The sequence below is a fragment of the Lacticaseibacillus styriensis genome (genome assembly GCF_030770295.1).
GTDB lineage: Bacteria > Bacillota > Bacilli > Lactobacillales > Lactobacillaceae > Lacticaseibacillus > Lacticaseibacillus casei.
On the sequence record NZ_CP132483.1, the window covers coordinates 1,925,901 to 1,940,681 of the forward strand.

General features: G+C 46.9%; 12 protein-coding genes. 1 reads left to right on the top strand and 11 read right to left on the bottom strand.

The features are described from left to right. Positions 1 to 77: 77 nt before the first annotated feature. The 8 genes from LACSTY_RS09235 to LACSTY_RS09270 all read right to left on the bottom strand — a co-directional run bounded on the left by LACSTY_RS09235 (position 78) and on the right by LACSTY_RS09270 (position 10,788). Complete coding sequence (locus LACSTY_RS09235) at positions 78 to 1,748, bottom strand: peptide ABC transporter substrate-binding protein (RefSeq protein WP_087912418.1); 1,671 nt, start codon at positions 1,746 to 1,748, stop codon at positions 78 to 80. A 662-nt stretch (positions 1,749 to 2,410) separates the two neighbouring features. Continuing rightward, positions 2,411 to 2,674 (bottom strand): Na+-transporting malonate decarboxylase, carboxybiotin decarboxylase subunit, madB, encoded by a 264-nt coding sequence (locus LACSTY_RS09240; RefSeq protein ID WP_087912419.1) that lies wholly within the window; start codon positions 2,672 to 2,674, stop codon positions 2,411 to 2,413. Positions 2,675 to 2,844: 170 nt separating this feature from the next. Next, complete coding sequence (locus tag LACSTY_RS09245) at positions 2,845 to 4,506, bottom strand: ATP-binding cassette domain-containing protein (RefSeq protein ID WP_087912420.1); 1,662 nt, start codon at positions 4,504 to 4,506, stop codon at positions 2,845 to 2,847. Beyond that, positions 4,499 to 6,103, bottom strand: coding sequence for an ATP-binding cassette domain-containing protein (locus LACSTY_RS09250; protein ID WP_151466722.1), 1,605 nt, complete (start codon positions 6,101 to 6,103; stop codon positions 4,499 to 4,501). The genes LACSTY_RS09245 and LACSTY_RS09250 overlap by 8 nt, the downstream gene beginning before the upstream one ends. A gap of 419 nt (positions 6,104 to 6,522) precedes the next feature. Further along, the gene (locus LACSTY_RS09255; RefSeq protein ID WP_087913278.1) at positions 6,523 to 6,921 is read right to left on the bottom strand and encodes an iron-sulfur cluster biosynthesis family protein; all 399 of its coding nucleotides are present in this window, start codon (positions 6,919 to 6,921) and stop codon (positions 6,523 to 6,525) included. A 130-nt stretch (positions 6,922 to 7,051) separates the two neighbouring features. Further along, on the bottom strand, positions 7,052 to 9,661 hold the full coding sequence (locus LACSTY_RS09260; RefSeq protein WP_225362687.1) for a DEAD/DEAH box helicase: 2,610 nt from the start codon (positions 9,659 to 9,661) through the stop codon (positions 7,052 to 7,054). Continuing rightward, positions 9,646 to 9,813, bottom strand: a complete 168-nt coding sequence (locus tag LACSTY_RS09265) for a hypothetical protein (RefSeq protein ID WP_225362688.1) — start codon at positions 9,811 to 9,813, stop codon at positions 9,646 to 9,648. The genes LACSTY_RS09260 and LACSTY_RS09265 overlap by 16 nt, the downstream gene beginning before the upstream one ends. 132 nt (positions 9,814 to 9,945) lie before the next feature. Then, positions 9,946 to 10,788: a phosphotransferase family protein gene (locus tag LACSTY_RS09270; protein ID WP_087912422.1), complete on the bottom strand. Its 843-nt coding sequence runs from the start codon at positions 10,786 to 10,788 to the stop codon at positions 9,946 to 9,948. A 218-nt stretch (positions 10,789 to 11,006) separates the two neighbouring features. Here LACSTY_RS09270 and LACSTY_RS09275 point away from each other — a divergent pair, with 218 nt between their 5' ends. Continuing rightward, a complete protein-coding gene (locus tag LACSTY_RS09275; protein ID WP_087912423.1) occupies positions 11,007 to 11,762 on the top strand; it encodes a matrixin family metalloprotease in 756 nt (251 codons plus the stop codon). Between the two features lie 105 nt (positions 11,763 to 11,867). Here LACSTY_RS09275 and LACSTY_RS09280 read toward each other — a convergent pair whose 3' ends face one another. The 3 genes from LACSTY_RS09280 to LACSTY_RS09290 are packed head-to-tail and all read right to left on the bottom strand — an operon-like array spanning position 11,868 to position 14,518. Further along, a complete protein-coding gene (locus LACSTY_RS09280) occupies positions 11,868 to 13,202 on the bottom strand; it encodes an ABC transporter permease family protein (RefSeq protein WP_087912424.1) in 1,335 nt (444 codons plus the stop codon). Next, on the bottom strand, positions 13,199 to 13,939 hold the full coding sequence (locus LACSTY_RS09285) for an ABC transporter ATP-binding protein (RefSeq protein WP_087912425.1): 741 nt from the start codon (positions 13,937 to 13,939) through the stop codon (positions 13,199 to 13,201). Before LACSTY_RS09285 ends, LACSTY_RS09280 begins: the two co-directional genes overlap by 4 nt. A gap of 18 nt (positions 13,940 to 13,957) precedes the next feature. Next, complete coding sequence (locus LACSTY_RS09290; RefSeq protein WP_070650116.1) at positions 13,958 to 14,518, bottom strand: helix-turn-helix domain-containing protein; 561 nt, start codon at positions 14,516 to 14,518, stop codon at positions 13,958 to 13,960. Between the last annotated feature and the right edge of the window lie 263 nt (positions 14,519 to 14,781).

The following is a 14,781-nucleotide window of genomic DNA, read 5'->3' on the forward strand; positions in this document are numbered from 1 at the left end:
ATCAAAATGAGTCATTTTGCCATCTCCTATTGACCTTATGTACATTGGCCGTGTTTATGGCCAATGTGACTAGCTAGCTATTCTTTTGACGCATAAGTGTAGTTGAACGTGGCGCCAAAGACGGTTGATTGAAGGTTTTTAACTGACTTGTTGATATAAATACGTGATTCCGAATTGGTTAACGGCACGACACCGAAATCCTTGGCAACCAGTTGTGTCTCCAGTTGCTTATAAAGGGCCAGCCGTTCTTTCGTACTTAAATTGGCATTTAACTTGGCGTCGAGATCGTCAAACGTCTTGCTGTTATACCCGCCGAAGAATTGCTGGAAGCCGTTATTTGAATCCCACAGGCTCAAATACGAATTCGGATCGGCGCTTCCTGACCAGCCATTGTCAAGCAAATCATACTGATTATCATTTCTGGACTTCACAAAGCTAGGTACATCGGGGGCAGTTTTGATCGTGACTTTGACGCCTAACTGTTGATCAAGCTCTTGTTTCAGCCAAGTACCGGTGTCATCATCATCGACAGTCAGGTAAACAAAGTTCAGCTTACTGAGATCCGTTGACTTACCCAGTTCCTTCAAGCCCTCTTTCAACAGGGCCTGACGCTTAGCCTTGGTGTTGTACTGTGCCTGTAAATCTTTCAGTGGATTACCGACGTACTCGCCGTAGTTTGTTGATCCAACGTTCACCGACTGCGGCACCATGGTATAAGTTGGCTGGTCTTTGCCGTCATTGACCGCCTTGTTGTAACTTTGGCGATTAATAGAAAGTGAGACTGCTTCACGCACCTTCGTATTCTTGAAAAGTCCCTGCGTCCCGCCATTGTGTTGATTCATGATTAAAACGGTCGTCCCAGAACCATCTTGTTTTCGCGAGACCAGTTTGTTACTTTTAGCCAATTTGTTGAAGTCACTGATCTGTTTACCGGAAGCAGACAAGGCGTCCAACTGGCCACTTTGCATTAACGAAAGCACTGTCGACGGCTTGTTTGTCGTGGTGTAGGTGACGGTTTGCAGCTCCACCTTTTTGGCATTCCAATAAGTGTTGTTCTTCTTCAGCGTGATCTTGTCATTCTTTTTCCAAGATGTTAGCTTGAACGGACCGTTAAAGACCTGATCCTTCACATCAGTCTTCCACTTCTTGTTGCCGACTTTATTAATTTTGTCGAGGCGGACTGGGTAATAAATAACCGATGCAAAATCTGACAAAAGAGACGGATGGGCATAAGCAAGCTGAACCTGAAGTGTTTTGGCATTCAAGGCTTTTACACCCAAGTCTTCGGCGCTACCTTTGCCAGTGTTGTAGGCTTCGGCACCCTTGATAAAGTATGCACCGGTAGCCTGGGAAAAGGCGTTCTCCTTTTTCAATAACCGGCGAAAGGAATCCACGTATTGCTGGGCAGTGACTTTCTTGCCATCTGACCATTTGGCATCGCGTAACTTGAAGGTATACGTTAAGCCATCTGCTGACTTAGTGTAGGATTTGGCACCGGTTAAAACGACTTTATCTTTGCCGTTTTTCGATTCAATCGTAGTCAAGCCTTCCTGAACTTCTGAAAGAATATCGTTCTCGTTAGTATTGCGCATATCATTCACATCTAACGTCGTCGGATCAAGCTCTTCGGTCAAATTCAACGTCTGCGAGCTGCTTGATGATGCAGAACCTTTACTGCCGCAACCGACAAGTAGCGTTGCCAGCGCGACGCCGGTAATAAGAGCTGCGAGCCAATGGGACTTCTTCATACATGCCATCTCCTAAAGTAAAATAAAAACTGGCGGTGCATCTAGGATTCTAGATACACCGCCAGTTTTGTCCTTCGTTCAAGTCACGTTTGTCCGTCACCCAAGCCAATATCCAGCCATGTAAATAGAACCGCTATGTTGTTCATAGCAGCAGCACATGGACATGGACATGACTTGGTTGAACTGGGTCATCACGTTGACTCCTCTCGAAGAAATTAGCATTAGCATACTTTTAAAAATATTATTCGTCAACGGGTAATTTCTTAAAACCTGATTGGCACTTGGTGATTTCATGGCGTGATGCCGCGTGGCTACGGGGTTTTAGCTTACTCACAGAATTTTAATTTTTGTTGACTGTCATTGTGATCAGATGGCGATTGCGCCGGAACCGGCCATGCTAAGCGGTCTTCTTACGAGAGAATGGCAAAATCGCACGATAGGTTCATTTGAAATGGTTTTGTTTGCAATTTACTACTGCTTGGTTTTCTCTAAAGCTTACCAACTCGCACCCGCAATGTATGTCCTTCTGCCAAGCAGAGAACCGTATGCTGTCCTCACAAACTTCATTTTGAAACTATTTTGAATTTTGCGATCACAAAAATAGCCGACCGGGACGACTCACATTCCCAATCGGCTGTTTTCAGTTCAAACAGACACGTACGTTACGCTTCTGCGCGGTGGTGCATCAATACCCACAGAAGTGCAGCGCCGGCGCCGATAAACAGCAACGCCGATACCCCGTTAGCTGCCGACAACATGGCAAATGCCATCGTTGCAAAAAGGCCGCCAATCGAAAGGCCAATCCCCCATTTTTGAATCGGTGTCAAGCTGGCAAACGAAGCGCGGAACCCCCACGCTAACAAGAGCGATCCAACAAATGAGATCAGGCCAAAGATAATGTGCCCTAAAATCAACCAGTTAAACATCTTATTCCCCCTTTCTGATAAGCAATTCGCTACGCTCAGAAATTGGTGTCAACGCTTCAAGTTCGATGACTGTTCATCCAGCCACAGCGCCCGAAACCAACACCCAAGTCTTTGCGCAGGGAATCGCGTCAATACGCTTTTACTATACGTGAGATGGTAGCGGTTGCCAACTATTTTGGCTTAGCGAGACTTTCTTCGTTTAAGCGGCCATTTTCTAGGCGCAAGGCCCGATCCCAAAACCGCGTGATATCCAGTCGATGGGAAATAGCCATCATGGCAATTGGCAATGATTTTAAGCGTTGACTCAGTGCTTTTGCCGACGCGGCATCTAAGTTGGCAAACGGTTCGTCTAGCAATAACATCGCCCGTTTTGCGACAAGCGCTCGCGCTAGTCCGATTTTTTGCAATTCGCCTGCCGACACATTGGCTTTCGTCTGGCCGTGCAGCTGCGTGGCGAGTCCTTGCGGCAGACGGTCAACGAATGCCTGAAAATCGGTTTGGGCAAGCACAGTTTCAATTGCTTCCTGGGTAACCGGGCGACCGAGCGTGATATTTTGCAACAAAGTATCATCAAACAGCGCCACGACTTGCGGAACAAAACCAATCTTGTCGGCTAGCTGCTCAGAACCTGTGTCTGCCGGTTTTCCTTGAATCGTACCGACCTGTGGAATCAGCAAGCCTAAAATGATCTGAATCAACGTCGACTTCCCGCCGCCGCTTGGGCCCGTGACCAAAATCTTTTCATGGGCCGCAACATCAATCGTTAAATCAAGTCGCTGTAATACTGGCTGGTGCGCGGATGGATAGGTGTATCTTAGATCCTGTAAAACCAGTTGCTCTCCAGAACAGGAGGCGGCGGAGGTTGGGAACTGTCGGGATGCTTTTTGGGTTAGGTCTGAATGTTTTTGTTCCGGCGATGTCACCAATGCGAGCAAGCGTTTGGCTGCGACCAACTGCCGTGAAAGTTGGGCATACTGGCCTGGCATGCTGTAGAACAACCACGTAAAGCTCGGCGTTAACATGGCAAACGCCGCAAATTGACCGACCGTGATCATTTTGAAACCGACAAACAGCAATTCAACACCTAAAATGGCAATGTCAACGAATAACCCCAGTGCAAAACCCAGCACAATGGTTCCGGTTTGCTGAATGCCCATGTGATACTGGGAATCTGCAAAAGTCTGGTAAGTCTTCCGAAAAAGTTGTAAACCAAACTGTTCACTTTGATAGTCTCTTAATAGTGTTCGTCCTGCAAGTACTTCCAATAAAGCTGATTGCATGCGGCCATTTTCGACTTGTTGGGTGTCCTGTGCCTGAGTTAAGCGACCAGCCATGAAGCGTGGGATCAATAACGCAGTCAGGCACAATCCTACGATCACGACCATCAACAGCCATGAACTCAACCAACCGAATAAGCTAGCGGCAAGGAACGAAAAGATCCCAACAGCAAGTGCCGTTACCGACTGAATAAACAATGGGGCGGCCAAGGACGCTTCGGTTGTCAGACCATTAAGTCGTTCACTACCGGTTTGATCATCCGTTGCAACCGGGCCAGTCATGAGTGCGGCCATTTGTTGCGTTTGAAGTCGCTGGACCAGTCGATACTGTGCTTGTGTCTGCCACCGCCCAATCAACCAGCGTCCGAGCCCTATCATCAGTGCCGCACCAAGCGCAACGACAAATAAGCTGATCGTTAACATACTTTGTTGGGTCACATTTTGAATGATGCGCGCTAACGCAAACTCGAAGCCGGCGCAGATCAAGGCAATCAACCATAAAAGCGGCGCGATCCGCGTCCCGACCAGTTGCCAAACTTGTTTAAGCTTAGTCATGCTGCTCACCCACTTTAATGATGTGATCGGCGGCCGTGACAAAATCGAAAGTATGCGTGATCACGATAATCCCGCGCCGTCGTGCTTCTTGCCGCAGAATCTGCATGACCATCGCCTGATTCACCGCATCAATATCGGAAAAAGGTTCATCCAAAACCAACCAAGGCCGCTCCGAAAGCAGTGCGCGCGCGATCCCGAACCGCCTCTGTTCGCCTGGTGAGAGTTGCGCGGGATGTAATATTTGATCGACATCATCCGCATATTTTTCAAGTCCAAGTTGGTGCAGTAGTTGGACGATCCGTTGTGACGAATGAGGTTTACCCAAAAGCAAGTTGGCCGCAACAGACGCCGTGAACATCACGCTGCGTTGCGGCACAAAGGCCATTAACTCAGCCGGCGAGGTGGCAGTTGGACGGCCGCGAATGTCGATGTGTCCGGAAGTAGGCAGTAACTCACCCAAAATCAGTTTCATTAACGTTGTTTTACCGGCCCCATTTGCTCCAATGATGAACGTGATGCCGCGATTATCAATCTGAAAATTCAGATTGTGCAACAGCTGCCGTGAGCTGTTCGGGTAATGAAAAGTCACCTGCTCACCGACAATCGTCATGGGCTGCTCATGAGTTGCCGCTATTTTGGTGTTAGTCGTGGTCTGAACTTCGGACGGGACCTGTAGTCGCGGCAAAATGCGTTGTAGCGACGTTTTCTGTTGGGCAAGATAGCCAATTGTCGGCGCTAACCCTAAAAATGGCCACAAAATCGATCCGACACCGGCATTCCACGCGCCCAGCACGCTCGCCACCGACTGCTGTGTCAACGGCAGCAAGGCAAATCCCAGTACCAGGGTTAACACTTCCGCCAAATAAATCCCGCCGTTAAAAATACCGGACAAGGCACCGGCAGCACTTGCCAGCTGGTTGATGCTTGGTGTTGCCTCCTGGAAAAAAGCCTGATGCCGCTGCCGGATATACACAAAAACATGAAGATTCCGCACCATCGCAAAATTCGCCAAGAAATCATTGAAGAAGCCTTTATGGCGATCATCAATGTCAATCAAATTTGTCTGCGCCCGATTTTGGTAGCGAAAAAGTTGCCGAGAAACGACTGCGAAACCAAGACCAATCAGGATAAAAGCGAGTGCCAACTGCCAAGACTGAGTGGCAACATACGCGATGCCCAAGATGACGGTGATGCCAAAATCAACCAGCGGCAAGACACCGGTATCCAAAAATTGCATGATGTTTTGGGTGTCAGTTACCATTAAGTTCGTCGCTAAACCACTATCAGGTGCCTCATCAGCCTTCCCACCCAAAAAGCCACTCACTAAAGCAGTGGCAATGGCTAGGCTCAAGCGCCGTTTTAGCCGTTCCACAACCACTCCTGATAACCAGTAAACACCCGTATAAACAACCGAAGCGCCCAGCATTCCACCAAAAATACCCAGCAACAAGCCAACCTGACCGGCCAGCGCAGCAGTTAGTCCCGATTGAATCAACATGGAAATGACGACGTTGAAGCCATCAACCGCGAACCGCAAGCCAAGTAACCCTAATAACCACCGTTTTTTAATTGAACCGATTTGAAAAATTGTTTGCATTGAGCTCGTCTCCTCGAGTGACTGGAGAATCCAGTCAAAATTTTGGGGACTACGTTGTCGCAAACATGAACGTATGCACAAAAAGACGGCCTCCTCAGCCGTCTTTTTAAAACATCCTATTGATCGACTAGAAGCTCATCCGCGACGCACACCAAAGAACCCTGCACCAATCGCAGCCCCTGCATTCAATTTTGATGGGGTAAATCGGTCTTTGATCCGCATGTTAAGATGCCTCCGTTCGATTTCGGTTTTGATAGCGTTAGCATAACAGGTGGTTCCTGAAAAATCAATGAATTTTATCTGTGGTTTTTTAATTTTTCGTCGAGTTAATAAAAAGCACTAGCGTCAAAAATTGATCCGCTGCCAGTGCCGATTATTTTAAAAATTCAGTTACCAAATAAATTATAACTTGCTTTGACTCAGCAAGTCGCGCCGCTCATCAGGATGCCCTTTTTGAATGCCGCTAACACATCTGACCCCTCGGCAATGCGAACGCTGCCGTCTAAATAAGCATGCGCATCATCTTTGATACTGATGGCACCGTTTTTAAAGTCCATGGCCAAACCGCTGGCAAAGAAAATCATGTCGTAGTTCGAAGTGTACAGCTTCAAACCGGCGTCATTGTCCAACTTCACTTGATAATCCGGATCCGGCTGATCGAGCACAATCAAGGTAAACTTCGTGCCAATGCTGCAAGCACCGCCTTGTAACGAATACCGCCCGCCGCCGTCATCGGCAATCAACAGCAAAACCTTCTGATCAAAATGCTTCTTTTTCATCAAGTCAACAAACGATTGCGATAACTTAATCGATGCCATCATACCGTCACCTTTCCTGTTACTTACTTTTAGTGTGACACTTATACGGGGCAAAATCAATTGTGCGCGGTTAATTACCTTGTATTCTTTTCAAACATAGGCTGCAATTAGAGTTTTGATGCTAACAATCTTAAAGATCTAGACCCCTAATACTTTTAGCGATCATTTTCTGAAATTGCTCGATAAAGACAGGTTGCTTAAATTGAATGGTCATGCCGCTGTTTCGTTGAAATCCAGTATCTGATGAGAACCAAAGCTGATCATTTCCTAACACAAGACAGTCTGGTAGATTACCGTTGTAGAATGTATAAGTCACACCGCCCAACCGCTTGAAGCTGGTACTTTCATATTGATCTTGGTTGAGAATGACATGAACTTGTCCGTGATTGCCTTGAACAATGGCGATCGCTTTCTCCATAAAGCGAGAAATACGATTACCAACAACGGTCATCTTGTCGGCGGAAGGTAACATTCGATATAACGCCTTTTGATAACCACCGTTGTACACCTGCATCCCCGTCTGCTTTGAATATTGATCATCAATGATTTGATAATCCAATCGCTTATATTCCTTGAGCCGCTTGCGGTACATACGCGCAAGCATTGGAATCGATGGATCAACATAGTCGTAAACCCGCAATTCTGGCTTGGCGTTCAATGAACGTTGCATGCGTCCTAAAAATTGCACCGTGATACCTTTCCATGAAAATGGCATGGCCAAAATTATGGTATCGATACCACCTATATCCATGCCTTCCCCAGCATATTTCCCTGTCGCAATTAACGCATAGGCCTCATTTGTTTTGGCCACTTTCGCAACAACCTGATCATTTTCTTTCGCTTTTTGTCCACCATAAAGTTTATACACCTGTTTCTCCGGCAATGCGGCTGCCAACTCATCTACATGTGCTCTTAGATCTGTTAATAAAAGAACATGCCGACCTTCAGCCAAATTTTGGCGGATGTCTCTGAGTATGGCCTGATTTCGTGGTTCATCATGCAGCATGGCTTCACGGTTTTGCGCCAAACTGTTTGTTGCCATTTCAATCGACATCATACCAAGACTCGTATATCGAGGAATAACGTGACGCGCAACTTCAAGTGCAAATCGGCTGTCGATTGCCTCTGTTTGGTACCGAATCGGACCGTAACGCATCACCAAAATCGGATCCAAGCCATCGCGCCGATAAGGAGTGGCGGACAAGCCGTATAAATAGTGCGAGCGAATGCGCTTGATCACCTGATCATAGGTGTAGGCAGCATCATGATGGACTTCATCTGATATAACCATGCCGTAACTATTTAAAATATCTTGAGCGGGCGTATCCCCAGTTAATGATTGAATGGTCGCAACATCAATAACGCCACTTCGGTTTTTCTTAGTTCCAAAAAAGGTGCCGATCGGATTTTTTCGGCGTTTACGGCCAGTCGGCGTGAGTTCTTCCAAGAGCGGCGCTGTATCGACTTTTAAAAATTGGTTTAAACGAGTGACCCACTGTTCCGCTAGAACCTTATTTTTGACTAAAATCAACGTACTGACTTGATGCTTAGCAATCAAAGCTGCCCCGATGACGGTCTTGCCAAAACCTGGTCGTGCCTGAAGGATACCATCTGATTCTTTTTGCAACGCGTTAAAAGCCAGTTGCTGGTCGGAACGTAATTTTCCTACGAATGAAACTTTGATGGGCGCGCCTTTGATCGTTTTATCCATCCATTGAATATGCGGAATCAACCCGCGCAACCGAGTCTCCAAGCCACGTGGAAGAATCAAGTATTGTTGTTTTTCTTCGAACAAACTAATGATCCTAGGAACATTGTAGGTGGACTGATGCTGAGCTTCGCGTTCATAAAACTTTGGATTGTTAAATGACGAAAGGTATTTAAGCGCGGCAACTTGTTTATCGGTTAAATGTGTCCGATCAATGTAAAGTGCGTTTGCCCGAATAATCGTCAATTTTTGATCAATCGTAAGTGGTTGTGCAAATAAATCTGTCTCGCCAGCTTGATCGTCATTGTAAAGCCGAAAAACATTTTGATTAGCCAATTTCTCCAGCAAGTGGTCAATCATCGCGGCATTGATCAACCCAACGCGTTCCAATGCACCCCACTGATCTGCCAACGGAGTAAAATCATCATCAACAAAGCTCGATTTGCCTTCCAGTCGGCGTTGACCTTGCAATGGCCCGGCAATCAAGTTGCCAATTTGATGATCACCAAGCACACTTTGACTGGGAAACATCCGGTCAAAAGCAGAAAACTGAATATTGGTATTCACGGCACTTGCCGCTTTTAAAATAGCATCACCGAGACGCCTAACCAGACCAGCAGCAAGCGGTTGATCAAAAAAGAACCAGATATGACTGCCATTACCTGATTGTGATAACTCGACAAGACAAGGTATCGCATATTTATCACACAACTTCTTAACGCCTTTTGTCACCGATTGCCAGTGTTGACCTTCGTGATGGCCATCAAAGTCAAGAATGAGCTGTTTTGTGAGATTCCCCTTCAGCATCGGATAAAAGCCGAGGAACTGTGCGCCATCTAAGTGATCGATAATGTCTTGATCAGTTAACGGTGCGTAAGCATTTTTGACAGGATGCCCGTCTCTAAAAATAGGATACGGACCATAGATTTCCTTTTGTGCCTTTTTGTTAAAATACCGATGCGCATACACATCTGTTCGGCCGACAATCCGGTCTTTATAAAGCGCCAGATGGGCAGCTAAATCATTGCCCATGCGAACTTGTAACTCGCACTCAGGATACAGAAATACTGTCCGTTGTTCGGATCTTGCAAAATAATAATATTTCCACGCCCTTGCGCCCCAAGATCTTTGGCTTTGTTGACGTAATCATATTGCTTGCCGGCTAAAGTGTATGTTCTTCCCATATGTGACCTTTCATCGTCTTGTGTTAGGCATAAAAAGCGCTATCATTCTTGCGGTTAACATTACTGACAACTTTACAATATCCACAATCACTTTGTATACAGAAAGATAAACTTTACAGAAAAGAATTTTCTTTACTTCAATTTCCTAACTAGCTGCACTCGATCCCAAAAGCCTTGAACACGCTCCGGCATTTTCTCCACTGCAACCAACATCCCCTTCACTAGCCACAACTGAACAGTCGTCAAAAAAATGCGCTGATCCTGCTCCTCGATCCCCGCCAAGTCGCAAAAACGATCCTTGTACACCTTGACTGCATTCTTATCTCGCGGCATGAAGCTATCAAAGAGTGCGGCAAAGTCCAGAAACCGAGGGCCGCGACGTGTCTCACCAAAATCAATGATCGCAACTTTTTCATTGACCAGCGGAAGTAAATTCCAACGACCGAGATCGCCATGCACCCACGTTTCCTGCTGGCGGTCAATTGTTTCGAGTTGCGTGATCATCGGTGTCAGTTGTTCATAGATGCCGCTCCAATTTTGGGCTAAGCTAACTCGCTGATTCTCCCAAAGTCGATCCAACGAATGCGAATTGTCAGGCGACCAAGCATATTCAAACCGATCCAGTGCAACTCGAATCTTTCGGTAACATGCTAACGTTGCAGCTAATGACGGTTTTGTCGCGGCTTGTTGCCAATAATTCTGGACGCGATAGACCTGGTGATCTACCGTCACAAACGGGTGTCCCTCTGTGGTCGACAAAATTGCTGGCGTTACATCGCGGTCTTCTTCCTGAATCGCCTGCGTCAAGGCAAATTCGAGAGAGGCGCGGACGACATCGGCAACCGTCTTCACCAAAACCGTTGCCATGTCAGTCTCTACACGCCACGCGCGACCACTTTTGCCATTGGTCATTTGCGTTACTTTTCTGATCTGCCCAAGGTCATAGGTATTTACGATCCGATCCAAATCAGGCATGATTCTCCTCCATACATTTCTGCTAATGGCCGTGACGAAGCTTTTCTCATGACGAATGGGCGATTATCGGGTATGATCGTCTCACCACTGATCAAGGTCAAGCCACGACTTCGATTCTACCGCTAAAACATCAGTCTAAAGCTTCACGACAAGTCTTCCGAATTAGCATAGAATAACAGTAGATCTTCGGTAAACTTCTTTCAGAAACGAGGCCATTCATGAAACACCGCAACCGCTTATTCTGGGTGATCGTGTTTGTGGCAGGAGTCTTCTTAATTTATAGCACAGAGAGTCCGCTGCCAATTGCGACGCGCGAAACTGTCAAAAGCGGCATCGCCCAAGTCTGGAACACCGCCACACGCACTGTCTCTGGATGGTTGAATGGCAATCATCAAGCTAACCAGGCCAACCAAGCATCATCTGGTAGCTTGACTGCCAGCAACACCAGCCAATCAGCCACTTCGACCAGTACCTCAGCCGACACCACCCCCGCCTTAAATATCGTTCAAGGCCGTCACCTCAGAAAAACTTATTACTATCACTTTGATGCCAACTTGCCGCAGTCAGAACACAACGTTTTCAACGAAGCTGTCCGCGCCTATAACGCAACTGGCATCGTCAAACTCATCCCTGGCAAGGGTCAAAAGAATGACAACCAAATTACTTTTTCAAGTTATCAAAAAGGCATGAGTGAGCAGGATCTAGGTGCCACCGAACTTGGCGAAGGCGGCCCGACCATTATTGTTGAAACCATGAGTACGCAGGTCACGGTCATCAACCATGCCCGCGCCAGTCTCAACCTCACTTACTCGGCGCAATCCATCAACGAAGCCGTCGCCATGCACGAATTGGGTCACGCGCTCGGCTTAGACCACAGTAAGTCCCTCGACTCGGTAATGTACCCGATCACGCGCGGGGTCACGCAACTCTCTAGCGGCGATATTACTGGGTTGAAAGCAATTTATGGGCAATAAATACGACTTCAAAAAGGCAACGCCACCGGCAGAAAAAGCTTGTGGGGCTGCCTTTTTATAAAACCTGAAAACGACACGGCTTCACTGACCAGTTGGGCAACACTTTTAGCGATTCCTAAATAGCACCGCCCACCGTTGAATTCCAATCCAATCAATGGCAAACAAGATCAATCCCACTGCAATGGCCATCAAACATGGGAGAAGGAACATAAGACCAAAATCGATATTCACAGCTAAACCCGCCTTAGCACAGGCATTAGCTAGTAAACCATACAAGCTAAGATTGCCGACGACGGCAACAACATAGAAGCCTACTGAACAGATGATGCTTTCAGACAAACGTTCCAGCATCAATTGTCCGGTAGTGAATCCAATCTGATGCAGTTGATTTAAATTTGCTCCCTGCTGCCGTCCCCTTAACATTGCCACTGATACGATATTTGCAACGACTATGATGATCGGCGCGCCGACATAAACAATAAATGAAAGCAGCGCATTTTGAACGTCTACTTGACCTGCTGGTGTAAAACCATACAACGAGCTATACAGGCCGATGCCAAGTGTCTGGACTGCCAAAATGGGCACAAGCATTGTCGCCAGACGCTCCGAATTTGCAATGACCTGATAGCCCGCCGTTCCAATAACCGCTCGACGTTTCAAGGGAAGATATTGCTTCAAGAAGGCAAAGAAGTGTGCCAGTAGTCGCCTCCCTGCAGCCAATTGCAAGACAACCAGCGCTACAAATGCCAGGAAAAACTGATTGCCAGCTTGCTGTGTCATTTGATCGAATGTCTGTTTTACAGCATGTTGAAGTATGATTCGCCCAGCGGCTGAAAGCAAACCGAGAAGTGCTAATCCGCCCAAAATGAATGAGAGGTGTATGTAGCGGTGACGATGGCTAGTGCCAAGCCGTTTTAATGCGCCGTGGGTCTTTGCGAGCCCCGAGACAAAGCAGGTTGCCGCAACAATGGCACACGTTTCGACTAATCCCATTAGTGAAAAATGAAAGGGTGCATTTGGTAACCATTTTTGACCAAAAAGCTGTTGTAACAACCCATAGAACGGCGTGACTGTCATGATGCCCAGAAAGTATCCGGTGAACCCGCCGATACTGCCGAGAAATGCAAGCTGCGCGGCAACTAATAAGGTAATTTGTCGCGGAGCCGCTCCTAAAATGGCCCAAAGTTCGTAATCCTGTCGCAGAATTTGCAAAACACCGCGAATTACCCCGCCAAGTACGAAGAAAAGCGTCATGCTGCCAAAGATCATCGGTATGATAAATAAAGGCTTAGGATCGTCGACAAGGCCGCTCAGAGTGTCTAGACCGGCAAAACCGGTCATGCAAAAACCTACCAGCCACCCAGCAACCATAAAGACAAAATTGGCCGTCATCCAAACCCGCCACGAATAACGAAACTGCAACAAACTTGCCTTAATCATGGCGCCACCTTCTCCGATTTACGCATCGCCACAAACAATGCTTGCTCCGTGGGGTGATTGAAAACCGCATCAATTCGGCCATCATGTAAGATAACAGCGCGATCCGTATGCGCTGCCTGTTCAATATCATGTGTCACCATCACGACACACACGCCACTATCGGCCAGTGCCCGTAATCGAGCAAAAATGACCTGGCGAGAAATAGAATCCAAAGCGCCAGTCGGTTCATCAGCAAAGATCACTTTAGCATGCATCATTAAGGCTCTAGCGATAGCCACTTTTTGCTGTTCACCGCCTGATAATGCAGCCGGTAGCTGTGATAAATCCGCCTTAAACTGCAAATCGTTCATTAATTGCTGCACTGCTTCACGTGTGACTTTTTGGTGTGCTAACTGCAGAGGCAACACGATATTGTCGTATGCTGGCAAGGCTGGCAACAAATTATACGATTGAAAAATATAGCTAATCGTATTTCTGCGTAAAATAGCCATTTTGCGTTCAGACAACTTGCTTAACGTCTGACCGTTTATTTGTACTTCACCATATGTAGGTCGGCACAGTCCGGATAGGCATCGTAACAGTGTTGTTTTGCCAGAACCAGAAGGCCCCACGATGCTCACAAATTCGCCAGCGGAAGCCTCCAAATCAATGCCATGCAGAATTTCGAACTCCTCGCCTCGACTTCCTTGTCGTTTAACGCTTTTTCTCACATCTATTGCCTTCAAAATATCTGTCATCACTGGCACCTCCTGGCATCAAGCGTGATCGTCATGCGACTTTGGCACCACTTCGTAGACGATCGCGTCAATGTTGTAACGATAATACGCACGCAAAATTCGGCCCAGATATTTGGTGATTTTCCAAAGAATCGGCACCACCAAAATAGCACCGCCGAGCATGACTAAGCTGAAAACCATTCGCGTTATAGTAAACGCTTTGATCCCGGCAATAGCCTGCCAGATTACGGCACCTGGAGCCACTAAACACGCGCCAACGCTGCCCCACAAAGTAAGTTGTAAGGACACAAGCAAAACGGCAGGGATCCAGAAAAATAAAACATTAAAGAGCAAACTGCCCAGAAACGCAAAGAAATTAAAGTGGCGCGCCACAATCCGGTCTTCGCCAAAGAAATAGGCAGCATCGACATTAAATAATTTGGCCAAATCCTGCACAGCCTTCACTGGTGGTACATGCTTGTCACTTTCCCAACGTGCGACTGTTTGCTGCGTCACGTAAAGTCGTTCAGCCACCTGACTTTGGGTCATTTTCTTTTCTTCGCGTTTTTTGCGAATTCGTTGGCCGATTGACTCGTTCATCGCAACAACTTCCTTTCACTGGACCATCTTCAGTAAGCCATGGATAGCTCCAAATAGCTAACAATTTATTTGATAGGTGCCAAAATGCCTTGATATGACGGCATTCTCCTCATTTAGATTAAACCACTATTTCCCAGGAAAGGTGCTTGGCATTTTGTTGGGATGAGCTCATTGTGGCTATTTGGAAAAGCTGACACCAACGTAAACAGTACCTAGTCGAAAATTGGTAACACAAAAAGAAGGCAGATTCCTCCAATGTTGTG